Annotated in this window: 17 protein-coding genes; 11 read left to right on the top strand and 6 right to left on the bottom strand. The window is 68.3% G+C overall.

Annotated features, from left to right (window positions below):
• Positions 1-317: 317 nt before the first annotated feature.
• Genes ABD798_RS13535 through asnB form a run of 6 tightly spaced genes read left to right on the top strand, consistent with a single transcriptional unit; the run spans position 318 to position 7,861 of the window.
• A complete protein-coding gene (locus tag ABD798_RS13535; RefSeq protein WP_344874473.1) occupies positions 318-1,865 on the top strand; it encodes an ABC transporter substrate-binding protein in 1,548 nt (515 codons plus the stop codon).
• Positions 1,862-2,776 carry an ABC transporter permease gene (locus ABD798_RS13530; protein ID WP_344874471.1) on the top strand — a complete coding sequence of 305 codons (915 nt, stop codon included), beginning with the start codon at positions 1,862-1,864 and terminating at the stop codon, positions 2,774-2,776. Before ABD798_RS13535 ends, ABD798_RS13530 begins: the two co-directional genes overlap by 4 nt.
• A complete protein-coding gene (locus ABD798_RS13525; protein ID WP_344874469.1) occupies positions 2,773-3,534 on the top strand; it encodes an ABC transporter permease subunit in 762 nt (253 codons plus the stop codon). Before ABD798_RS13530 ends, ABD798_RS13525 begins: the two co-directional genes overlap by 4 nt.
• Positions 3,531-4,874 (top strand): ABC transporter ATP-binding protein, encoded by a 1,344-nt coding sequence (locus tag ABD798_RS13520; RefSeq protein ID WP_344874467.1) that lies wholly within the window; start codon positions 3,531-3,533, stop codon positions 4,872-4,874. The genes ABD798_RS13525 and ABD798_RS13520 overlap by 4 nt, the downstream gene beginning before the upstream one ends.
• On the top strand, positions 4,862-6,073 hold the full coding sequence (locus ABD798_RS13515; protein ID WP_344874465.1) for a cytochrome P450 family protein: 1,212 nt from the start codon (positions 4,862-4,864) through the stop codon (positions 6,071-6,073). Before ABD798_RS13520 ends, ABD798_RS13515 begins: the two co-directional genes overlap by 13 nt.
• A 9-nt stretch (positions 6,074-6,082) precedes the next feature.
• On the top strand, positions 6,083-7,861 hold the full coding sequence (gene asnB / locus ABD798_RS13510; RefSeq protein WP_344874463.1) for an asparagine synthase (glutamine-hydrolyzing): 1,779 nt from the start codon (positions 6,083-6,085) through the stop codon (positions 7,859-7,861).
• 365 nt (positions 7,862-8,226) lie between these two features.
• On the opposite strand, the gene ABD798_RS13505 is transcribed toward asnB, so the two are convergent.
• Together ABD798_RS13505 and ABD798_RS13500 are read right to left on the bottom strand one after the other, a co-directional pair.
• The gene (locus ABD798_RS13505) at positions 8,227-9,339 is read right to left on the bottom strand and encodes an HNH endonuclease signature motif containing protein (RefSeq protein ID WP_344874461.1); all 1,113 of its coding nucleotides are present in this window, start codon (positions 9,337-9,339) and stop codon (positions 8,227-8,229) included.
• Positions 9,340-9,685: 346 nt separating this feature from the next.
• A complete protein-coding gene (locus tag ABD798_RS13500) occupies positions 9,686-14,473 on the bottom strand; it encodes a type I polyketide synthase (protein WP_344874459.1) in 4,788 nt (1,595 codons plus the stop codon).
• 33 nt (positions 14,474-14,506) lie between these two features.
• Between ABD798_RS13500 and ABD798_RS13495 the strand changes: the two genes are divergently transcribed.
• From ABD798_RS13495 to ABD798_RS13480, 4 genes are read left to right on the top strand one after another with little or no spacing between them, the layout of a single operon-like run.
• Positions 14,507-15,529 (top strand): ketoacyl-ACP synthase III family protein, encoded by a 1,023-nt coding sequence (locus ABD798_RS13495; protein ID WP_344874457.1) that lies wholly within the window; start codon positions 14,507-14,509, stop codon positions 15,527-15,529.
• Entirely contained in the window at positions 15,529-17,061 is a 1,533-nt protein-coding gene (locus ABD798_RS13490) for a (2,3-dihydroxybenzoyl)adenylate synthase (protein WP_344874455.1), read from the top strand. Before ABD798_RS13495 ends, ABD798_RS13490 begins: the two co-directional genes overlap by 1 nt.
• Positions 17,058-17,285 (top strand): phosphopantetheine-binding protein, encoded by a 228-nt coding sequence (locus ABD798_RS13485; protein ID WP_344874453.1) that lies wholly within the window; start codon positions 17,058-17,060, stop codon positions 17,283-17,285. The genes ABD798_RS13490 and ABD798_RS13485 overlap by 4 nt, the downstream gene beginning before the upstream one ends.
• A gap of 3 nt (positions 17,286-17,288) precedes the next feature.
• A complete protein-coding gene (locus ABD798_RS13480) occupies positions 17,289-18,716 on the top strand; it encodes an amidohydrolase family protein (protein ID WP_344874451.1) in 1,428 nt (475 codons plus the stop codon).
• On the opposite strand, the gene ABD798_RS13475 is transcribed toward ABD798_RS13480, so the two are convergent.
• The gene (locus ABD798_RS13475; RefSeq protein ID WP_344874449.1) at positions 18,679-19,749 is read right to left on the bottom strand and encodes a helix-turn-helix transcriptional regulator; all 1,071 of its coding nucleotides are present in this window, start codon (positions 19,747-19,749) and stop codon (positions 18,679-18,681) included. The two genes, ABD798_RS13480 and ABD798_RS13475, sit on opposite strands and share 38 nt — an antisense overlap.
• 176 nt (positions 19,750-19,925) lie before the next feature.
• Here ABD798_RS13475 and ABD798_RS13470 point away from each other — a divergent pair, with 176 nt between their 5' ends.
• A complete protein-coding gene (locus tag ABD798_RS13470; RefSeq protein WP_344874447.1) occupies positions 19,926-20,054 on the top strand; it encodes a hypothetical protein in 129 nt (42 codons plus the stop codon).
• 8 nt (positions 20,055-20,062) lie between these two features.
• On the opposite strand, the gene ABD798_RS13465 is transcribed toward ABD798_RS13470, so the two are convergent.
• From ABD798_RS13465 to ABD798_RS13455, 3 genes are all read right to left on the bottom strand, one after another.
• Positions 20,063-20,758, bottom strand: coding sequence for a TetR/AcrR family transcriptional regulator (locus tag ABD798_RS13465; RefSeq protein ID WP_344874445.1), 696 nt, complete (start codon positions 20,756-20,758; stop codon positions 20,063-20,065).
• Positions 20,758-21,984, bottom strand: coding sequence for a phosphotransferase family protein (locus tag ABD798_RS13460; RefSeq protein ID WP_344874443.1), 1,227 nt, complete (start codon positions 21,982-21,984; stop codon positions 20,758-20,760). Before ABD798_RS13460 ends, ABD798_RS13465 begins: the two co-directional genes overlap by 1 nt.
• 194 nt (positions 21,985-22,178) lie before the next feature.
• Positions 22,179-23,132: a DUF389 domain-containing protein gene (locus ABD798_RS13455; protein ID WP_344874441.1), complete on the bottom strand. Its 954-nt coding sequence runs from the start codon at positions 23,130-23,132 to the stop codon at positions 22,179-22,181.

The raw sequence follows: 23,132 nt of genomic DNA, 5'->3' as shown, positions 1-23,132 counted from the left end.
CTTACCAAATATCGAGGCGGTCGCCCCGCACGTGATCCAGAACCCATGCGAACGCCCGAATGTGTACACAGTGGACGGTCAAGGATTCGCGTTTGTCCGTGGATTTCCTTGGCGCACCAGCACACTAAGCGCGGATTCCGGCATCGTCACATGCTGATGTACGCACGGGTCACGCAGCGTTCGCCCCGGTCACGGACCGTTCACGTGACGAAGCGCGCTCTTGGAATCTGGCCGTTGAACTCGCCTGGACGGCTTGTTACCTTGACCGCGCTTAGGTCGACCTAACATCCCCGCTCGGCCCGTTCCGGAGGTTCCCCATGCCGTTCAGTCGTCGTGCCCTGCTGCGTTCGGCCGGGCTCGCGCTCGGGACCGCGACGCTGCTCGGCGGCTGCGGCCCGAGCGCTCCGGGTTCGGCGCCCGTGGAGAACGTCCCGGGTCGCCTGCCCCGCAAGGGCGGCAGCCTGCGCGCGGTGTTCACCGGCGGCGGCACCGCGGACACGCTCAACCCGTTCGACTCGATGTCGCCGGTGGACTTCGTCCGCAACGACGTGCTCTTCGACTCGCTGTTCTCCATCGACAACGGCCGCGCGACGCCGCGCCTGGCGCTGTCCGCCGAGCCCGCGCCGGATCGAAGGTCCTTCGTGCTCAAGCTCCGCGACGGCGTGGTGTGGCACGACGGTTCGCCGTTCACCGCCAAGGACGTCGCCTACAGCTTCCGCTACATGAGCGCGCCGGAGCGCCCCATGCCCAGCGAGCTGCAGAGCTACTTCGACCTGGCGAAGGTCCAGGTGCGCGACGACCGCACGCTGGTCGTGCCGACGCTGCAACCGATCGGCGACCCGGCGCTGATCATCGCCGCCTTCCTGACCAAGGTGGTCAAGGACGGCGCCACCTCCTTCGCCCCGGCCACCGCCATCGGCACCGGCCCGTACCGCGTCGCCGCCTTCGACGCCGGTCGCGAGGCGCGGCTGACCAGGTTCGACCGGTACTGGGACTCTCCCGGCACCGTGGACGAACTGGTACTGCTGAGCCTCACGGACCCGCAGGCCAAGGTGAACGCGGTTCGCACCGGGCAGGCCGACTACGCCGGTGACATCCCGTTCAGCATGGCCAAGGCGGGCAGCGGCAGCCCCGACGTCGAGGTGCGCACGGCCGGTCGCAAGAACCGCGTGGGCTTCGGTTTCGTGCTCAACGCCACGATCGCGCCGTTCAACGACCCGCGGGCCCGCCGCGCGATCCGGCTCGCCGTCGACCGCCAGTCCCTTGTGGACAGTGTGCTGCTCGGCTACGGCGAGCCCGGCAATGACCTCTACGGCTTCGGTACCGAGTACTTCGCCGACCGGGGGCCCGTGCAGCGCAACGTCGACGAGGCCCGGAAGCTGCTCCGCGAAGCCGGTGCCGAGGGCGCGTCGATCACGATTCGGTCGACGGAGTACGAGGTCGGCTACAACGCCTCCACCCAGCTCCTCGCCGAGCAGCTGCGCGAGGTCGGCCTCAAGGTGAAGCCGGACATCGTTGGGGTGGCTGAGTTCTTCGAGCCGAAGGCGATGGCGGCCAGCCACGGCGTCACGTTCTCCATCGGCGCGCTGCCGCTGCCGGTGACCTACGCGCGCCTGGCGGCCTACCCGTCGCTCGCGCTGAACGACACGCAGCTCAACGCCGCCCTCGCGGAGGGTCTCGCCGCCGTCGATGACGCCGCCAAGCGCAAGGCGTGGACGACCGTTCAGGACGTGATGGCCGATCGCGGCAACACGATCGTCTGGGGTCTGGCCGACACGTTGAGCCTGGAGCGCAAGGCCGTCGCGGGCGTCGAGGTGCGCGGTCTCGCCAAGTACCCGTACCTCGGCAAAGCCGGACTGGCGTGATCCGCAGGCTGGCTACCGGCGCTGTCCTGCTCGCGCTGTTGTCGTTCCTGGTCTTCGTCGGCGTGGAGCTGCTTCCCGGTGACCCCGTCACCACCCGGCTCGGCCCGACCGCGACACCGGAACGCGTTGAGGCCGCGCGACATCAGCTCGGCCTGGACCGGCCCGTGCTGGTGCGTTACGGCGAATGGGTCAGCGGCCTGGTCCAGGGGGACCTCGGCCGGTCGGCCACGGGCAAGCCGGTGTCGGAGATGCTGAGCGATCGCGTCGGGAACTCCGTTCTGCTGGCCGGGATCAGCCTCGTGCTGCTCGTGCCGCTGTCGCTCGGGCTCGGCCTGCTCGCGGCCACTCGGCGATCGGTGTCGGCCGGAGCCCTCGTGCTGGCGTCGATCCCGGAGTTCGTGCTGGCCGTGGGCTTGGTGCTGCTGTTCGCGATCACGCTCAGGTGGTTCCCCGCGGTCTCGTTGATCCCGGCCGGTTCCAGTCCGCTCGCGTACCCGTCGGCGTTGGTGCTGCCCGTGTTGAGCCTGCTCGCGCTCGGCATGTCCTATGCCATCAGGGTGATCCGCTCAACGGCTTCGACAGCGCTGCGGTCGCCGCACGTCGAGTTCATGCGACTGAACGGGGTTCCTTCGCGAACCGTGTTCCGCACGGCGGTCGTTCCCGCGGTGCTGCCGGTCGCCGTGCAGGTCTGGCTCGTGACCGGTGTGAGCCTCATCGGCGGCGGAGTGCTGGTGGAGAAGGTTTTCGGCTATCCGGGGATCGGCGAGCTGCTGGTGGTTTCGGTGCAGTCCGGAGATCTCCCGGTCGTGCAGGCGTTGACGCTCATCCTCGGCGGCGCGATGGTGCTCGCCCTGCTGTTCGCAGATGTCGCGATCCGCCTGCTCACGCCTCGCCTTCGGACCACGTCGTGAAGCGCGCGTTCGCCGCCGTCGCGGCGCTGATCGTGCTCCTGGGCCCGGAGTTCGCCGCGAACTCGCCGACCAAACCGGTCGGAGTGCCGTATTCGTGGCCGACCTGGGTGCTGCCTTTCGGGACCGACCACCTCGGCCGCGATGTGCTGTCGCGCATGCTGCACGGCGGTCGGCCGTTGGTGCTGACCAGCCTCGCCGCCGCGCTGGCCGGAGTCCTGCTTGGCGCGGTGATCGGCCTGGCTGTTGCGCTGACGAAGCGGCAGGCATTGATGTGGCCGTTGGACGCCATCGCCGCCGTGCCACCGATTCTGGTGCTGCTGCTGACTTTGACGGCCATGCCCGACCGCGTGGGGCTCGTGCTCGCGGTCGCGGTAGTCGGCGCACCGCTCGCCGCGCGGGTCACGCAAGCCGCTGCCGCACAGGTCGTTGGGCGTGCGCACGTGGAGATCGCGATCGCGCGCGGCGAGAACTGGGCGTGGTTGCTGGGCCGGGAAATCCTGCCTCTCGTAGGCGGAACAGTGTTGGCTGACGCCGGTATGCGCTTCGTCACGTCGGTTCATCTCGTTGCGGCTGCGGGCTTCCTGGGGTTGAGCGTGTCCGACTCCGACTGGGGTTTGCTGATCGTGGAAGCACTGCCCGGGGCGTCCTTGCAGCCGTGGGCGTTGCTCGTGCCGGTGCTCGGCGTGGCCTTGCTCGCGGTGAGTTCGAACCTCTTCGCTGACCGCGTGGCGCGGCACTCCAGGGGGATGCTCGGATGAAACCACTGGTAGAGCTGGACGATCTTTCCCTCGCGGCCTCCGGTCGCCTGCTGCTGGACGGCGTGAACCTCACGATCGCGCCGGGCGAGGCCGTCGGAGTGCTCGGCCCGTCGGGCTCCGGCAAGACCACACTGGCCCTGGCGGTGCTGGGCCATCTGCGCCCCGGAGTGCGGCACGTCGGCGGTCAGTCCTATGTGGACGGCCACGCGATGCTCCCCACCCCGGCTCCCGGAGTGCGCGGAGGCGTCGTCGGCTACCTCGGCCAGGACCCGGGCCTGCTGCTCAACCCGTATGCGAAGGTTGGCGCTGACCTGCCGCTCGCCCGAGTCGGGCTTCCTTCCACGTTGGTCGGCCGCTACCCGCACCAGCTGTCCGGCGGTCAGCAACAGCGCGTCGCGCTCGCCATTGCCCTCGCTCGCGAACCACGGCTGTTGGTGCTGGACGAACCGACCACCGCGCTGGACGTGCTGGCCAAGGCGGAGGTGCTGGAGGAGCTGAAGCGGCTTCGCGACAGCGGCGTCGCTCTGTTGTGGATCAGCCACGATCTGGACACTGTGGACAGTCTCGTCGACCGCGTGTTCACTGTGGACGGTTCCACGCCGACCCGCACTTCGGTTCCGCGCACACCGTCCACTTCGGATGGTCCGGTTGCGCTGCACGTCAACGGCTTGCACGCGGGCCACGGCTCGAACCGCGTTCTCAAGGACGTTGACCTCGACGTCCGTGAGGGCGAATGCCTGGCGATCCTCGGAGCTTCCGGCGTCGGCAAGAGCACGCTCGCGCGGTGCCTGGTCGGCTTGCACAAGCCCAGCGACGGGTCGGTGACCGGCTCGGACATCCAGCTCGTGCCGCAGAATCCGGCCGAGTCGCTGCACCCGCGTCAGGACGTCCGCACCGCACTCGTCCGACCGCTGCGCAAGATCCGAGGAATGCGCAAGCCTTACGACGCCGAGGTGGACCGCCTGCTCGACGCGGTCGGGCTCCCCACCGAGTTCGCTTCACGACTTCCCGGTGAGCTGTCCGGCGGCCAGCGGCAACGCGTCGCGCTCGCCAGAGCGCTTGCCGCGCAACCGAAAGTCCTCGTCTGCGACGAGATCACCTCAGCGCTGGACGCTTCGACGCAGGCGGGCGTGCTCGGCCTGCTCGGCGAACTCCGGCAGCGGCACGGGCTCGCGGTCGTGTTCATCACCCACGACGCCCATGTTGCCGCCGCGGTCTCCGACCGCGTTCTCGTGCTCGTCGACGGCCGTGTCGCCGTCAGCGGGCACACCGATGACGTGCTCGCGCGGCCGGAGGACCTGCCCGCGCTGCTTCTGGAGGAACGACCATGCAGAACGTAGAGGAGCTGCCCCGGCTCGACGCGGAGTACTTGCAGAACCCGCACGAGCTGGCCGACCGGCTGCGCCGCGAGGGGCCCGCGCGGCCGGTTCTGATGCCCGACGGGATGCGGGTGTGGCTGGTCACCGGGCACGCCGAGGCGCGGTCGCTGCTCACCGATCCCCGGCTCAGCAGCGACGGCGTCTACGACCGCCTTGAGCACCAACGGTTGCTGGCCGAGGGCAAGAAGATCGAGTTCTCCCGCTCGCTGGCCGCGCACATGCTCAACGTGGACCCGCCGGATCACACGCGGCTGCGCAAGCTGGTCACCAAGGCGTTCACCACGCGCACGATCGCCCGGCTCCGCCCGCGCATCGCGGAGATCACCGACCAGCTGCTGGCCGAGATGTCCACTGTGGACAGCGTGGACCTGATCAAGGCGTTCGCGCTGCCACTGCCGATCATGGTGATCTGCGAGCTGATGGGCATTCCCGCCGAGGACCAGGAGCAGTTCAGCGGCTGGTCCAACGCGATGGTCTCGACCGCGCCACCGGAGCAGATCGGTGCCGCTTCCGGCGCGATGGCCGGCTACCTCGCGGGCTTGGCCGAGCAGAAGCGGGCCGCGCCGACCGACGACCTGCTCTCCGCGCTGGTGCACGCTTCCGAGGACGGCGACCAGCTGGCGGTGCCCGAGCTGATCGCGATGACGTTCATCCTGCTCATCGGCGGCTACGAGACGACCGTGAACCTGATCGGCAACGGCGTTCTCGGGCTGCTGCAACACCCGTCGCAGCTCGCGGCGCTGCGTGCGGACCCCGGGTTGCTGCCCAACGCCATCGAGGAGTTCCTGCGCTACGAGACGCCGAACAACATGGCTTCTCCGCGCTACACCACGGCCCCCGTGCTGGTCGGCGAGGTGGAGATCCCCGAGGGCGAGTTCGTCATGGTGTCGCTGCTGGCCGGAAACCGTGACGCCACAAGGTTCCCCGAGCCCGACAAGCTCGACATCACCCGGCCGACCGGCGCGCACCTCGGCTTCGGCCACGGCATCCACTACTGCGTCGGCGCTCCGCTGGGCCGCCTCGAAGGCGAGATCGCGATCGGCCACCTGCTGGCCCGGTTCTCGCGGATCGAGCTGGCCGTTGACGCTTCCGAGCTGCGCTGGCGCAAGAGCACGCAGATGCACGGCCTCGAAGCCCTCCCCGTCCGCCTCCACCCCTAGGGACGCACGATGTGTGGCATCACCGGTTGGGCCGCCTACGACACTGACCTCACCCAGCACGCGGACGTGCTCGCCGCGATGACCGACACCCTGTCGCGCCGCGGCCCCGATGAGACGGGCACGTGGCTGCGCCCGCAGGTCGCGCTCGGCCACCGCCGCCTCTCCGTGATCGATCTTGCCGGCGGCGTCCAGCCCATGGAGGCCGACGGCGTCACCCTCGTCTACAGCGGCGAGGTCTACAACTTCACCGAGCTCCGCGCTGAGTTGGGTCCGCAGAACTTTCGGACGCGCAGCGACACCGAGGTCGTCCTTCGCGGCTATCTCCGTTGGGGCGCGGCCGTCGCGGAGCGCCTGAACGGCATGTTCGCCTTCGCCCTGTGGGACTCGCGGGAGCAGAAGCTCGTTCTCGTCCGCGACCGCCTCGGCGTCAAACCCTTGTACTACCAGCGAACTCCGGACGGCCTGCTGTTCGGGTCCGAGCCGAAGTCCATCCTCGCCAACCCGTTGGCTTCGCGGGTGATCGACCGCTCCTGCCTCCAGGAGCTGTTCGGCCAGACCAAGGCGCCCGGCTGGTCGCTGTGGAAGGACATGCACGAGGTCCCACCCGGCACTGTGCTCACGTTGACTAGTTCGGGACTTCGTTCCCACAGGTACTGGTCGCTGGTCACTGCCGCGCACCCCGATGATCGCCACACCACGATCGAGACCGTCCGCGATCTCCTCACCGACACCGTCGCCCGGCAGCTCGTCGCCGATGTGCCCCAGTGCGTTCTCCTGTCCGGCGGCCTCGATTCCAGCGCGCTCACCGGCCTGGCCGCCCAGGCGATCCCCGACCTCCGCACGTTCTCCGTCGACTTCACCGGCGAGTTCATCCCCGACGAGCTGCGCTCCACCTCCGACGCCGGATTCGTCCGCGAGGTCGCCGACTTCGTCGGTTCCAAGCACACCAACGTGATCCTCGACCCCACCGCCCTGTCCGACCCCTCGCTGCGCCGCGCCGTCGTCAGCGCGTGGGACATCCCGTTGGGCCTCGGCGACATCAACGCCTCGCTCTACCTGCTGTTCAAGGCGATCCGCCAGGAGTCCACCGTCGCGCTCTCCGGCGAGTCCGCCGATGAGGTGTTCGGCGGCTACCCCTGGTTCCGGACCAAGGCCACCCACACGTTCCCCTGGCTGACGTTCTCGCACTCCATCAACACCGATCGGACGGCCGTGCTCCGCGAGGACCTCGACCTCGATCTTGATTCCTACGTCGCCGACCAGTACGCGGCGGCCGTGTCAGAGGTGGAGTTCCTCGACACCGAGTCCGCGTCCGAGCGCCAGATGCGGGTCATCTGCCACCTGCACCTGACCCGCTTGGTCCGGGCGCTGTTGGACCGCAAGGACCGCATGTCCATGGCCACCGGCCTCGAAGTGCGCGTTCCCTTCTGCGACCACCGTTTGGTCGAGTACGTTTACAACGCCCCTTGGGCTTTCAAGCACTTCGACGGCCGTGAGAAGAGCCTCCTCCGCGCGGCTGTCCGCCACGTGCTCCCCCAATCCGTCGCCGACCGCGTGAAGAGCCCCTACCCTTCCGTCCAGTCCGCCCAGTACGTCACCGCTCTGCAAGCCCAGGCCGCCGATGTGCTGTCCGAGAAGGACAATCCCGTGTTCTCGCTGATCGACCGCTCCTGGCTGCACGCGGCCGTCGGCTCCACGTCCGTCTCCGGTCCCGTTCGGCAGGGCTTGGAGCGCGTTCTCGACCTCTACCACTGGGTCGACCTCTACCGCCCCACGTTCGCCCTGTGACCGCGCGCGATGGTCGACCGTAAGACCGCCGAGGCGTTGCAGTTCCGTGGCAGCTCCGCGCTTTCCGCACAAGCATGGGACGCCGTCCTGTGCTCGGCGCCGAGTCGTTCCCCTGCGGAGCCCTTGCCACCCAAGGCGTCCCGCTCAGGTTTGTCCACCCGCCGATGGCAGCCGCCGTCACCGCACACATGGCAAGCACGATCTCCCGGGCCCGCGACTTGTACGACGGCGAGGCGATGACCGCCGGTCCGTCTACAAGGGTCCATGGGAATGCCACACACTCGTCGACCTGCTGGCGCGATACGCCCAGCTGTACCGGAGTGCCACCGAGCGGGGTGAGTAGGTGCGCGACTGATGCGCTCGTGTCAGAAGGGCGCCGGTTCCGCGATCGGCACCGGGTGCACGTCCTCGGTCTTCCCGTTCGGCGTGGTCCAGGTGTGTGTCCCGTCGGGTTGGTTCTCGCATTTCCAGTTGGAGTGCGTCTTCATCCGGTGATGCCTGCGGCATTTCGGCCGCAGGTTGTTGAGTGTGGTGTTCGTCCCGTCGAACGGGCAGCAGTGGTCGAGGTCGCAGCGGTGTGCGGGTTGGTTGCATCCGATGGCCATGCACGTGGGATACCGGGCGGCGATCAACTCCCGTTGTTGCGGGGACGGCCGGTAGACGTGGCTGATCTCTTCAGCCATGCCGGTCATTGGATCGGTCAAGATCCGCTTCCAGATCCCACCCGCTGCGATATCCCGGCCGATCCGGGCCGGGATCGGCCCGTAACCGCCGAGGATCGCCGGGTCGTTGGTCATACCGAACGCTGAGGTGATCGGCATCGTCAGGTACACCATCGTCTGCCCCTGCGGTGCCGGAGTGTCATGGCCCAACAACAAGTCCCGGGCGACATCGGAGCGCTTCTGATCCAGGGTCCGGTCATCTTTCGGGAGGGATCGGGCGATGCGGTTGACGTGGTCATAGACCATCGCCGCGTCATGGGCGGTCATCATCAACCTGATGAGAGCCATGCCGTCGTCGAGGTTGATCTTCTCCACCATGCGGGCCTTGCGCTTCTCCGTGAACCGGCGTTCAGCAGCCTTCGGATCGAGTCGGTGGATGAACCGGACCGCGTACTGACGCGTCGTCGAGTAGGAGTTCTTCTCCGCATGCGCCAACAGAGCTTCTTCGGCGATCGCGGCGTGCGCGACCGAGAGAACTCGGAGCAGGTCGATGATCATGAGCGCTTTGCCCTCATCGACCCGGCCTTCGACCATCGCCTTCAACACTCCCGGGCGGGAGGTGAGGTCGGTGGCACGGTCGATCAACCAACCCGCTTTCACCCTCGACACGCGCAGTTCACGCATCAACAGCTCTTCAGAGAATTCCCGATCACGAGGTTCAAGATCGGACACATAGTTGAGCAGGGTCACCGAAAACTCAGCTACGGCTTTACCCATGCCCGTGAAGGCCGCCTTCAGGACGGCGTCAGGGTCCATACTCCTATTCTACGTGAATAAAATAGACGATCATGGCCCTAAAGGATGAATTGCCAGGCGTCGACAACGCCAAAAACGCCCCACGCTGGAACGTAAGTCGCGAGACAAACCGGGTCGGCTTTACCTGGGGTGCGCGTGCCATACGCTTCCCAGCGGGGCCGGGATCCATCCCGTGCCCGCCCGGCCTACGACGGCACGCGCAAGGGGCCCCCAGGTCAAGCCGACCCCACGCTGGAACCGACGCGGGCTGGAAGCCCAGCCGTCCCCGACCCGGAACCCCAGCCGTCCCACACCCGGAACCCCAGCCGCCCCCACCCGGAACAGCCCCACACCCAGAAAACCCCACTCAACCAGAAAGCCCAGCCGGAACAACCCCAGACAAATACCCCACAATCGCCCCCACAGACGGATAGTTCCACAACAACGTCGCAGGCAAAGCCACCCCCACAGCCTTCTCCAACTCCACCCGCACAGCAGAAGCCAGCAACGAATCCACCCCCAACTCGCTCAAAGCCCGCGACTCCCCCACCACAGAAGCGTCAACCCCCAACACCCCCGCAACAATCTCTCCCACGGAATCCACAGAAACCGTAGAAACCACAGAAGCCGCAACAACCGGAGCAGAAGAAGCAACCACCGAGGACAGCACCAACGGCCGAGGCCCGGCGTGCTCCCGCAGCACCCGCAACACAGCCACCACGTTCTCCCCACACCCCACGGACTGGTCGAACGCCCGCAGAGCCTGAGCCGCCGTGATGTCCGCGGTTCCCCGAGCCGCCAACTCCACGTCCGTCGCCGCAGCCGAAGTCGACATGCCGAGCCCGCGCCAGCTCGTCCACGCGAGGCTCACCGTCTCCCCGCCCCGACGACAAGCCAGATCGTCCAGGAACGCGTTCGCCGCCGCATAAGCAGCCTGCCCCGGCAACCCCAACAGCGGCCCAGCGGAGGAGAAGAAGACCATGAACTCCAACGAGCCCGGCGGGAACAAGGCGTCGAGCACGCACGCGCCTGCAACCTTGGGCCGCATGACGGCATCGATGTCCGACGACGACAACGACCCGACGAGTCCACTGTGGACAATGCCAGCCGCATGAACCACGCCGGTGATCGGCGGAGCCTGAACCGCCTCCAAAGCCGACCGCACAGACGAAAGATCAGCGATGTCCGCCGCGACGGGGAACACCGTCACTCCGGCGGCCTCCAAAGCCAGGATCGGGGAAGACGAAGGCCACAAAGCACGAGGAGGCAGCGGTGTCCGGCCGAGCAGCACCAATCGGCGAGCACCGCGCTGTGCCAGATGTGAAGCCATTTCCAAGCCCAGAGCACCAAACCCACCGGTGATCAGATAGGTACCCGAAGGGCTGCACTGGAACGAAGCGGAACCCGAAACCGGAGTCAACCGTGGCACGAAAACAGAGCCGTCCCGCACAGCCAGAACAGGCTCGCGAGAAGACAACGCGCGTGCCAGAGCCGACACGTCCAGCGCGGTCAGCGACGAGGGCAGCTCGATGGCGCCGCCCCAGAAATCAGGATGCTCGCTCGCCAGAACGCGACTCACACCCATCAATGACGCTGAAGACGTGACACACCACAACCGCGAATCGGAGGAGTGCGACCGCACAAGAGACAGCAACGACGAAACGGAGTCCACGGAACACAACACGTGCGAGCCGGAAGTCCCTTCGGGAACCCCCAACGCGGCAGCCAACTTCGGGTCACCAAGCACCGAAACCGACGAGAGCGGAACAGAATCACCCTCGGGCAAAGAACACCAGTCGACCGAGTACCGAAGCTCGGCCAGCGAATCAGCCTCTGCGGCGAGCTCTCCGTAGCGCAGTCCCTCGAACCACGCTGAGCCACCAACCCCAGAAACCCACACGTCCACAGTGGACGGACCTGACACGCGAACCGAGATCGCGGCCGAGGAAGGAGCAGTCCCAGATACTCCGAACCGCGCCAAGTGCGAAGGCATCCGCAACACGGCAGGCCCGTCGAACACCACGGAAGCCATGGACAGCGCCGCGTCCAGCACCGAAGCCCAGCCAGGGGCGTCCGTGATCATCTGTCCACAAAGGACGTCATCACCACGCCGAAGCTCCGAGAAGCGCCACGGGTATCCCATAGCCGCAACGCCCAACTCCGCCAGCCGCGAGATCACGTAGTCCGGCGCCAACTCCGTACAGGCATCAACTGAAAAGCCGGTGCCAGAACCGAAGTCCAACAAAGCCGAAGTCGTCACCGCACCATCGGAAACGATGCGCATGATGTTGCCATCACGGACAATCTGCACCTCGCGCGCACCCGACGACGGCACGACCACGGGGTTCCGCAGCGAGACATCCCGAAGCCCAGAACACTCCCCCGCCGTCAGGAACGTGTTGAGCAGAACGGCGGCAGGCACGATCTCCGTTTCCAGCACGGGATGCCGCCCAGGATAGGGCCGCGTACGCACGTTCAACGTCGTATTCCACACCCGCGTTGAAGAACCGTGCACAGTCACCGGCGTACCGAGCAACGTGTCAGCTGGGAACGACGCGCTAGGTCCGGAAACCCAATGACGCTTGTGCTGCCAAGCGACTCCCGGCAAATCGGCCAGCACCCCATCGGGCTGAAGCACCGACCAGTCCACGTCGACACCGTGGCAGTACAACGACGCAACAGCAGCAAGCAGGCCAGCAAGCTCCGGCTTGTTCCGGCGAAGGCACGGCACCACAGCCCCCTTGCCGCCAAGCACCTCGTTGATCGAGTGGCTGACCACCGGATGCGCGGAAACCTCCAAGAACACGCGGAAACCGTCCTCGACCGCAGCCTCCACCGCGTCCTTGAACAGAACGGGATTGCGCAGGTTCTGCGCCCAGTACGAAGCATCCTGACGCGGAGCAGAACGCGGATCAGCAACAGCGGTGACGTACAGAGGAACAGAAGGAACCGAAGGCGAAAGATCCGCGACAGCCGAGGCGAGCGAAACGGCCAGCGGCTCCATCTGCGGCGAGTGGAAAGCGACATCGGAGTCCACCCGCCGAACGACATGTCCGTCCAAAGTGGACAGGAACGAGTCCAGAGCAGCAGGCGTACCAGCGAGAACCGTCGAAGCCGGAGCAGCCGCGATCGCGGGCACAACGTCCGTGCGCCCGGCCAGCAAAGAAGAAGCCGTCGAGAACGACATGTCCACCATCGCCATCGCGCCCTGCCCGGCAGCCAACGGCAGCAGGCGGGAGCGGCGGCACACCAACCGCGCGCCCTGCTCCTCCGTCAGCGAGCCCGCGACGACGGCCGCCGCGATCTCGCCGACCGAGTGGCCGATCACCGCCGCCGGACGAACACCGCGCGACGTCAGTACCGCCGCGAGGCCGATCTGCATCGCGAACAGCATCGACTGGATGCAGTCCACTCCGCCCAGCGAGCCGGACTCCAGCACTTCGCGCGGGGAAACACCGAGCTCGGCGAGGAAGATCGGCTCCAGTCGGTCGATCACCGCCGCGAACTCGGACGAATCGGCCAGCAGCGAGCGGCCCATCCCCGACCACTGCGCGCCGTGCCCGGAGAACACCCACACCACGTCCGAAGCAGTGGAAGCCACCGGGGAAACCGATTCCAGCCCCGCGGTGAGGGTCGCGTGATCGCTGGCGACCACCGCCGCGCGCGTCGGCAGATGCGCGCGGCGGTGGGCCAGTGTGTGCCCGACGTCGGCAAGAGAGCGCTCGCCGATCGCCGACACGAGCCGGGAAGCCTGCTCACGCACCGCATCCGGAGACCCCCCGGACACCGGATAGACGCGAAGTCCGGGCGAGGCGACCGGCGACGGAGCGCGCGAGGAACCCTGCTCCAGCACGACGTGCGCGATCGTGCCGCCATACCCGTAGCTGGCCACGCCCGCGAACCGCGACTCCAGCGGACGCGGCGAGGTCACCACCTCCAAGCCCGCCCAGTCGATGTCCTGGCGGAGCCCGGCGTCCAGCACGGTCGGCGGGATCACGCCGGCGTCCAGCGCGAGCACGGTCTTGATCACTCCGGCGATGCCCGCGGCGGCCTCGGTGTGACCGAGGTTGGTCTTCACCGACCCGACAAGGCATCCACCTTCACCGACCACAGTGGACAGTGCGCCGACCTCGATGGGATCACCGACGCGCGTCCCGGTTCCGTGCGCCTCGACGTAGCCGACCTCGCGCGGATCGACCCCGGCGTCGGCGTAGGCCGCGCGCAGCAGGTGCTCCTGCGCTTCCCTGGACGGAGCCATGATCCCGTCGGTCCGGCCGTCCTGGCGAACCGCGCCGCCCCGCACGACCGCCCACACGTGATCACCGTCGGCGAGCGCGTCCGAGAGGCGCTTGACCACGACCACGCCACACCCTTCACCGCGCCCGTACCCGTCCGCGGCATCGGAGAACGCCTTCGAGCGCCCGTCCGGCGAGATCGCCCCGGCCTCGTCGAGCACGGCCGTCAACCCCGGGCCGGACATGAGCATCACGCCGCCCGCCAGCGCCAACGGGGACTCGCCGGAAGCGACGCTCCGGCAAGCTTGGTTCAACGCCACCAGCGACGAAGAACAGGCTGTGTCAACGGAGAAGCTCGGCCCGCGCAAGTCCAACGTGTACGAAATGCGGTTCGCGACCGCGCACGCCGATGCGCCGATCCCCGTCCACGCACGGACTTCGGGCAGGTCTTCAAGCAGTCTCCGCCCGTAGTCGTCCGAGCCGACGCCCATGAACACGCCGGTGTCCGTGCCCGCGAGCTTCGTCGGGTCGATGCCCGCGTGTTCGAGCGCTTCCCACGCGACTTCGAGCGCCACGCGCTGTTGCGGGTCGAGCTGCTCGGCCTCGGTTCCCGAAACGCCGAAGAACGCGTTGTCGAAACCTGAGATGTCGTCCAGGAAAGCTCCTCGCGAAGTCACCCGCGACAGCACCGCCGCGTTCTCCCGCGACTTCGACCATGCCGCGTCCCAGCGCCCGTCCGGCACTTCGCCGACGGCACGGGAACCGGACATGAGGAACGACCAGAACAGCTCCGGGGAAGTGACTCCACCGGCGAAACGACAGCCCAGGCCCACGATAGCGACGTCCACGGAACAAACCTCAGCACGCACGCGGGGGCGTGCGCGTGAGTAGCGGGGCAAGTTGAGTACCCGGCTACTCACGCCATCGCGGGCACTCCGTGTTGAGCTTCCACCGTGCGGACCGAAAGCCTCTTCCTAGCCGGTATCGGCAGCTACCTGCCGCCACGTGTGACGACCGACCACGCGGTGGCTCAGGGCTGGTACGACGCGACGGAACGTGAGTTCGGCGAAATGGAAGCGGTCACGGTCAGCCCGGACGAGCCCGCGCCGGACATGGCGATCGCCGCCGCCAGGAAAGCGCTGGAGAACCTCGATCCCGACGAGTTCGGCGTTCTGCTGCACAGTTCCACGCATCCGCAAGGACCCGAGGGCTGGTCGGCCGCGCACTACGTTCTCCTCAACACCCTCAACCGGCCGATCCCCGCGATGGAACTGCGCCAAGGCTGTTTGGGCATGCTCGCCGGAGTCGAAGCCGCCGCGCACCGGTTGATCGCCGATCCCGCGCACGACACCGCACTGATCACCACCGCCGACAACTTCTCCACGCCGATCGTCGACCGTTGGCGAGCCTCGAAGCTCTTCGTGCTCGCCGACGGCGCTTCCTCGGTAGCGGTTTCCCGGCGAACGGGATTCGCGAAAGTGCACGCGATCGGCTCGCTGTCCAACCCCCGCATGGAAATCCTGCACCGCGCGGGCGAGAACCTGTTCCCGCCGGGCGCCACGATCGGCCGTGGACTGAACTTCCACGAGCGCAGCGAACGCGTGCGCGAGCAGTGGGCAGCGGGCGAAGCTCCGCCGATCCTGCACTTCGGGGAACAGGTCGCCGAGATCGTCGAGCGCACGCTGAAGGAAGCCGGGATCACCTTCGACCAGGTGAGCCGTGTCTGCCACCCGGGCTATTCCCGAGGTGCGCTGGACGCCATTTTCCTGGACTCGCTGGACATCGACGACGAGCGCGGGATCTGGGACTACACCAAGACCGTCGGGCACACGGGTGCCGCCGACCTGTTCCTGGGCTTGGAAGACTTGTGGCGCAACGGAAAGGTCCGGACCGGAGAGTTCGTGCTGCTGGTCGGCGCGACCACCGGCATGGAAGCCGGGTGCGCCGTCGTGGAAATCCTTTCGAAGGACGCGTGATGCTGGACGGATGCACGCCCTGGCCCGCCGAGTTCGCGGAGCGCTACCGGGCAGAAGGCTATTGGCGCGGTGAATCCCTCGGCGCGGTGCTGCGCGCCACGGCGGAGGAATTCGGCCCACGCACCGCTCTCGTGCACGGTGACCGCCGGATTTCCTATGCGGAACTGGACGCGTGGGCCGATCGTCTCGCGACTGGATTCGCCGACCACGGCATCAAGCGCGATGAGCGCGTTGTCGTGCAGCTGCCGAACGTCCCGGAGTTCGTGGCGATCTGCTTCGCCCTGTTCCGGCTCGGCGCGAAACCCGTCTTCGCCCTGGCCGCGCACCGGCACACTGAGATCCGCCACCTCCAGGAACTCAGTGGAGCAACGGCGTACATCGGTCCCGGCACGTATCGCGGTTTCGACTACCGCGACATGGCCGAGCAGATCGACTTCCGGCTGCGCTTCGACCTGGACTCAGACCTTGAAGGAGCACCAAGGGACTTCCCCGAGGCCGATCCATCGGACGTCGCGTTCTTCCTGCTTTCTGGTGGTACAACAGCACTTCCCAAGCTGATTCCGCGCATGCACGACGACTACGTCTACCAGACGCGCACGGCGGCCTCCGTCTGCGAGCTCTCCGCCGATGACGTCTACCTCGCCGCGCTGCCGATCGAGTTCAACTTCGCATGGGGCAGCCCTGGCGTTCTCGGAACCCTGTGGAACGGCGGCAAAGCCGTCATCGCCGACACCCCGTCGCCCGATGAGTGCTTTTCGCTGATCGAACGCGAAGGCGTCACCGTCACCGCACTCGTGCCCTCGCTCACCCAGATCTGGGTCGAGGTCGCGGAATGGACGGACTCCGACATCTCCACGTTGCGGTTGCTCCAAGTCGGTGGCGCGCGCATGCGGCCCGAGTTCGTCAAGAGCATCGGCCCGGCGCTGAACTGCCGCTTGCAGCAGGTTTTCGGCATGGCGGAAGGACTGCTCACGTTCACCCGGAACGATGTCGACGCACTGGACACACAGGGCACGCCGATCTCCCCCGCCGACGAGATGCGCATCGCCGACGAATCAGGAAATGACGTTCCCACCGGGGAGATCGGCGAGCTGATCACGCGCGGCCCGTACACGCCGCGCGGCTACTACCGCGTGCCCGAGCACAACAAGAAGGCGTTCACCGAGGACGGTTTCTACCGCTCCGGCGATCTGGCGAGGCTGACCGAGAACGGTGAGCTGGTGATCGAGGGCCGCATCAAGGACATGATCATCCGGGGCGGCGACAAGATCTCCTCGGGCGAGGTCGAGTCGCACCTCGGCGAGCACGCGGGCGTCGCCGGGGTCGCGGTGGTCGGCGTTCCAGACGAGTTCCTCGGCGAGCGCATCTGCGCCTACGTCGTCCCCAAGGGCAGGGCGCCGAGCCTGGACGAGCTGCGCGCCTTCATGCACGGCCGCGACGTCGCCGAGTACAAGCTGCCCGACCTCATCAAGATCATCGATGCCTTTCCCCTGACACCACTGGGAAAGGTCGACCGGAAGGCCCTGCGATGACAGTGACTGAACTCGAACTGCGCGAGACCCTGGCGGCTGTACTGAACCGGCCGACGCGGGAGATCGCGGGCGACGCGAACCTGGTGCTGCTCGGCATCAGCTCGCTGGAGATCATGCGCCTTGTCAGCCGCTGGCGCAGGCAGAAGCTGCCGGTGTCCTTCGAGGCGCTGGTCACCGAGCCGACGCTGGACCAGTGGCTGGCCCACCTGAACGCTGCGGCCTGACCGGTGAGCGTTCTCCTCGTCCAAGACGCCTGCGTCTACCCTGCCGACCCAGAAAACCGTTTCCTACCAACGGGTTCTCTGCTCATCATCGACGGGCACATCGCCGAGGTGGGCACGGCGGCGGAGATCGGCCCAGCGGTCGCGCAGATCCCGCCGGACGAGCTGACCGTGCTCGACGCGCGGCACATGATGGCGCTGCCGGGCTTCGTGAACGCGCACTGGCACGAGACCTTCGCGATGCGGCTCGCCAGGCCGAACTCCGGTTTCCTCAGCTGCGGCGGCGATCTGCACGCGGTGTCGGCGTCCTTCGACTCCTCAGCGGACTTCGGCGACCTGCTGACCCCCGACGAAGCCACAGCGGTCGCGCGCTATTCGCTCTGGACGCAGCTCCGCAGCGGCGTCACCACGCTCGGCGACGCGGGTTCGATCAACCGCCCCGAAGCACTCGCATCGGCAGCCGAAGAGCTGGGAATGCGCTGCGCCGTCAGCACTTGGGCGGCCGACGCGGTGTGTTCGCCCGATGAGGACAAGCCCACTCGGACTCGCGACGCCGATGCGATCCTCGCGCGGATCGAGTCGCTCGTGCCGTCGCGCTCCGAACTGGTTCGCTGCCGCCCGTCCTCCATCTACGTCACCAACATGACCGATGAGCTGGGCCGAGGACTGGCTGACCTCACCACTCGCCACGACCTCCCCTTCGCGACCCACGTCGCAGCGCTGCGCAACGAAGCCGACGTGATGCTGCGCTACTACGGCACGACCGGTGTGCGGCGCCTCGCCGAACTCGGTCTGGTCACCGACCGTCTGCTGGCTGTCCACTGTGGATTCGCGGACGCCGACGAGCGCCAGCTGCTCCGCGACGCGGGCGCCCAGGTGAACATCTCACCCGCGAAGTACGGCATGTCCGGCGAGACCGCGCTGACGGAGGGCTCGGTCGTCGATCTTGAGCTTTCCCTTTCCACGGACGGGCTTCCGCTGCCGCTGCCGGGCATGGTCGAGGCCATGCGCGCCGCCTGGCAAGGTTTCGGCGAGCGCACTGGCGACCCCGAAGCCCTCACAGCGACCGACGCGCTCGCGATGGCCACACGGGTCCCCGCACGCGGACTGCGCTGGCCAGGGATCGGCAGCCTGACCAAGGGAAACCGGGCGGATCTCGTGCTAGTGCCGACCGACGACTGGCGATACGTGTTGCAGCCCAACCCCTTGGAGGCCTTCCTGTCGCTCGGCTGCTCCAACGACGTGGACACGGTCATCGTCGACGGACAGGTGCTGATCTCCGGTGGGCGCGGAACTCGGACCGACGAGGACGTGTTGCGCGAGGACTACCTCAGCGCACTGGCGTCCTTCAGTTCCCGTTGCCTCGGCATCGACGCCGCGCCACTAGTGCGCCGCGCTAGGCGGAAAGCACCGCGGCGAGCGCGGCACGCGTAGTGATGCCGAGCTTGCCGTACACGCGTTGCAGGTGGTTCTCCACCGTGCGCACCGAGACCACAAGGAGGTCCGCGATGTCACGGTTGGTCAGTCCGCCCGCAGCGTGCTGTGCGACCTCGCGCTCACGTGAGGTCAAACCGGGACTCGCCCCCACACAGGGGAGAACGACGCGGCGAACAGGCTTCCGCGTCGTCGGCGCCAAGAGCGCACGGAGCCTGCGCGCGGTCAGCTCCGGCATTCCGGCCGCGACGACCTCACCGCACAACGGGTAGGTCATGCGCACATAGGCCCCCTCCGCCACAAGCACTCCACGGCGGTTGAGCGACTCCGCCGCCTTCGCGAGCGCCGGGAACCGATCCACGCACAGCGTCCCGGCGAGCGAGACCATGTCGATCAGCTCGGCCTCGTCGGGAGCGAGCCTGCCCAGCCGCATCCGCACCACATCGGCCAGCCTGCCGTCCGCGCAGGCGAGCCCCGACCAGCGCCACACCCCGTCGGCGCGGCGCAGGCTGCCCTCGGCGGCCGCGTGCTCGGTCAGCTCGCGCAGCAGCAGCGCGTTGCCCGCGGTGAGCAGGCCCATGCCCTCGGTCGTCGCGTCGTCGACCACCGCGCCGAGCCGGGCGAGCAGGACCGCGCGGATCTCGTCGAGGTCGAACGGGCGCACCTCCACGCGCTCGGCCAGCCCGTCCAGCCACAGCCTGCTGATCCCCTCCGGCACCCACGCCCCGGTCCGCACGGCGATCACCGCGGTGACCCGGTCCAGTGCGGCGGCGCGGCGCACCCGGTCGGCCACCTCCGGCTCCAGCAGTTCGGCGTCGTCGAGCACGAGCACGATCCGCCCGGTCGCGGGCCAGCCGTCGAGGGAGTGCACCACGTGCCCCTCCGCCAAGCCCACCGCCAGGTCCACCGCCTCGTCCAGCAAGCGGCTCCGGCCGGTGCCGGCCTCCCCGGTCAGCACCACGCCGCGTCCCCCGGAGAACGCGGCGCCGATCCGCGCCAGCTCGGCGTCCCGCGCGACCAGCGGCCAGACCATGACTGTCACCCCCCGTATCACAGCGTCATCCCTTAGGGGAGGCTAACTACTTAATACGGGTGCGAACAAGGCGTATCGCCGCACGTGAGATAGCACTCTGTGCGCGAGATCCTCACGTTCGACGGGCGAAAAACCCTTCAACAGCGATCTAGGGCGTGTTTCATAGGTCTCGTTCGATGAGAGCCGGGATCGAGGTCGTTCCTGGCAAGACGGCGGGAAGACCGCGTACCGGTGTTGTACGTGGGCTTTCCGACGGCGCGGCCAGGGGCGGGCTCGGCCCGGCTATCGCGAACACGGACCTGTGAAACACGCCCTAGCGGCGACGACGCCGGATCGCGACCAGTCGCGCCTGCGCTCCGTCGAGCGCCCGCTCCACGCAGTAGCGGTAGAACTCGGCGTCGTAGGCACGCAGCTTGTCCAGGTCCGTCGAGCGAGCGCGCAGCCACTCACCCATCGCGGCCAGCCCGGAGCCGCCCTGCTCGTCGGCCAGGTCCGCGAGCGTCCGCGCGTGCTCCAGCCGGGACTCGGGCTGGGCGTTGCGGTCGTCCTCCACCGCGATCAGGTTGAACGCGGTGTTGACCAGGAAGCTGTAGATGGTGGCCGCCTCGTCGCCGAAACCGGCGGCCTTGAGCACCCCGACGCCCTCGCCGATGATCTCCCGCGCCGCGTCGACGACGGGACCGAGCAGCACCATCTGCCGCGCGACGCCGTGGTAGTGCAGCGCCACCTTGCGCACGTCGGAGAGCAACGCGCCGAACCAGTCCCGCCACGGCAGGTCCGCGCCGGGCACCGGGACCTGGGCGATCACGCGCTCGGTGACCGCCATCGTCACCTTCTGCCGGTCGCCGACGTGGTGGTAGACCACGGCGGCGCCGACCCCGAGCTCCGCGGCGAGCTGGCGGACCGACCAGCCCTCCAGCCCGTCCCGGACGGTCAGCCGCACCGCCGCGTCCACCACCAGCTCCGGTGTGATCGGCGGCAGCCCGGCCGAGGCCCGCGACCGGTTCACTAGCGGAAAGCCGGGTACAGCGGCAGCCGCTCGGCCTCCGCCCCGAACCGGGAAACGATTGCTTCGGCAACAGAACGGGCGTGCTCGGCCACCGCGATCCGCCCGCAGGCCACGGCATCGGTGTGCAACCGGCGCCAGCGGTCGGCGAGCGCGGCGCTGCGGCGCGGCGACACCGTGTTCGCGTCGATCGGGCCGTCCTGTTCGGTCGTCCGCGGCAGCAGCCACCACGTCGACAGCCACACCCACAGCACCTGCGCGTCCAGCAGCCTCGGCAGCAGCACCGCGTCGTCGTCCAGGTCCGGCCACACCACGCTGACCTCGGCCCGCCACGCGGCGAGCATCGCCTCGGTCATCCCGGGCGGCAGCGAGAAGGAGCACCAGCAGGACGGGAACGGCACCCGCAGGTAGGCCGCGTCCAGCGCGATGTCGCGCATGCAGCCCCACTCGAAGTCCAGGAAGCGCACGCCCCGGCTGGTCACCAGGTTGTTGTCCGGGCAGACGTCCGAGGGGCTGAACGCCCGGTAGCGCGTGCCCTCCACCAGGTGCGAGGTCCCGGCCGCGTACTTCTCGGCGTCCGGGTTCCGTTGCACGCCAAGGGCATCGGCCAGCAGCTCGGGCAGCTCGGTGAGCGCGACGCGCGCCTCGCCCGCGATCGGGTCCCTCCACGAACGTTCGCCCAGACGGCGCATCAACGCGTCGAAGTCCGCCTCGCGGCCCGCCGTGGTCGCGTGCAGCCTGCCCAGCGCGCGGGCCCACGCCAGCAGCGAACTCTCAGCGGCCCTGGGGTCCTCGCCGAGCAGCTTGTCCGCGAGCGTCGGCGCGCGGCCCAGGTCCTCCATCACCAGCACGCGCTCGGCGACGCCGTGCGCCATCAGCTCCGGGCTGACCCGCTCCGGCGCGGTGAGCGCGGTGAAGAGCTGGCTGCTCGCGGCCTCGTGGGCGAAGGGATCGGGACGGCTGCCGTCGACGTGGTCGTGGTAGTGCTTCACGACCATGGTCCTCGGCAACGAGAAGGGCGTCTCGGCCACGCGGACGCGCAGCACGACCGAGCGGTCGCTGCCGCCCAGGTCCTCGTCGGCGTCCAGCCGCACGGGCGCGCCGAAACGGCGGCTCAGCACGGACTCGGCCGCCGCCACCGTCGTCGCGGTCTCCGTGTCCGAGCGAACGCCGTTGTGCGGCCCCGTGTCGTGCGGTGCCGCCAGGCCGGTGGTGATGTCCACGCTCATCGTCACCGAACCTACCCCCGCCGCTCGCTACGTTCCGACATGATCTGATTACACTCCGGCAAACACGCACCACCGCCGAGGGACACGGCCACGGTGATACCTCCTGGGATCGCTACCCAAACATCTCAAGGATGACGTTTCCGCACGGTCTCGTCACTCGCGGAACGGGTGATGAGGGGATGACAGTCGGGTGTTCACCCGGCTGCCAGCGGGCGCCCACCCGCCTCGGGTGAGCTGAACCGGTTCCGCCGGTACCTCGGCAGCAGAACGAGCACCGCGGCCACCACGATGCCCACCAGGTTGACCGCGAGCTGGGCACTGGACTCCAGCGCCTTGCCCCAGTCACCGAGCACCACCGCGACGGCCGCGTAGCCCGCGGCGGGCACGGTGGTGACCGAGATGAACACGCCGACCAGCGCCGCGGACTTGGCGGAGGTCAGAGCGAGCATCCCGGCCGCGCCCGCGAGCAGCGCGACGATCAACGAGAACGGTCCCACCTGGTAGACGAAATCCACCTGGTGCTCGGCGCCGTTGAACACTTCTCGGTCGAACAATCCACCCGTTTCGCCCAACGCGGCGGCGCCCGCCGTCACCACCATGGCGAGCGGGAAGCCCACGCCGACGGCGAGGGCCGCCCTGCGGACGAGGTCCCAGCGGCGCAGGACGAGCCCGACCGCGATCGCGGCGAGCGGCCCGAACTCCGGGCCCACCACCATCGCGCCCACGATCGTCACCGGCGAGTCGGTCACCACCCCGACCGCCGCGAGCAGGCAGGCCAGCGTGATGAACCACTGGAACGTGGTGGTGAGGCGGGACTCCTCGCCCGTGCGCGCGATGAGTTCCTCCCACACCACCGCGTCCGCGCCGTCGCCGGGCGCGTTCTCCTCGGCCCGGTCGGCCGCGTCGGAGAGCGAGGTGTCGATGGTCTCCAGCGTGATGGCGCCCTCGTGGTCCAGCCGCATCTCGCACAGCCGGGTCAGCACGGCGTCGGCGGCCTCCCGCGCGACGTCGGCCTCCACCACGTCGCCCACCGGGTCCAGGCCCGCGCCGGGCAACAGGACCAGGTGGGTCGCTCCCGCCTCCGCGCGGAGCACACCGATCACTGCTTCGGTGCGCTCCGGCGGACAGACGATCCGCAGGTGCAGCAC

It is taken from the genome of Allokutzneria multivorans, from assembly GCF_039537405.1.
GTDB classification, from domain to species: Bacteria; Actinomycetota; Actinomycetes; order Mycobacteriales; family Pseudonocardiaceae; genus Allokutzneria; species Allokutzneria multivorans.
The sequence above is the reverse complement of the archived record's forward strand: the minus strand, read 5'-3'. Positions and strand labels throughout refer to the sequence as shown.

Bases quoted from the DNA above. Each gene is read 5' to 3' on its own strand.
- ABD798_RS13505 (WP_344874461.1), bottom strand. From the start codon at position 9,339: ATGGACCCTGACGCCGTCCTGAAGGCGGCCTTCACGGGCATGGGTAAA.
- ABD798_RS13475 (WP_344874449.1), bottom strand. From the start codon at position 19,749: ATGGTCTGGCCGCTGGTCGCGCGGGACGCCGAGCTGGCGCGGATCGGC.
- ABD798_RS13460 (WP_344874443.1), bottom strand. From the start codon at position 21,984: ATGAGCGTGGACATCACCACCGGCCTGGCGGCACCGCACGACACGGGG.
- ABD798_RS13535 (WP_344874473.1), top strand. From the start codon at position 318: ATGCCGTTCAGTCGTCGTGCCCTGCTGCGTTCGGCCGGGCTCGCGCTC.
- ABD798_RS13515 (WP_344874465.1), top strand. From the start codon at position 4,862: ATGCAGAACGTAGAGGAGCTGCCCCGGCTCGACGCGGAGTACTTGCAG.
- ABD798_RS13490 (WP_344874455.1), top strand. From the start codon at position 15,529: ATGCTGGACGGATGCACGCCCTGGCCCGCCGAGTTCGCGGAGCGCTAC.
- asnB (WP_344874463.1), top strand. From the start codon at position 6,083: ATGTGTGGCATCACCGGTTGGGCCGCCTACGACACTGACCTCACCCAG.
- ABD798_RS13470 (WP_344874447.1), top strand. From the start codon at position 19,926: ATGAGAGCCGGGATCGAGGTCGTTCCTGGCAAGACGGCGGGAAGACCG.
- ABD798_RS13520 (WP_344874467.1), top strand. From the start codon at position 3,531: ATGAAACCACTGGTAGAGCTGGACGATCTTTCCCTCGCGGCCTCCGGT.
- ABD798_RS13485 (WP_344874453.1), top strand. From the start codon at position 17,058: ATGACAGTGACTGAACTCGAACTGCGCGAGACCCTGGCGGCTGTACTG.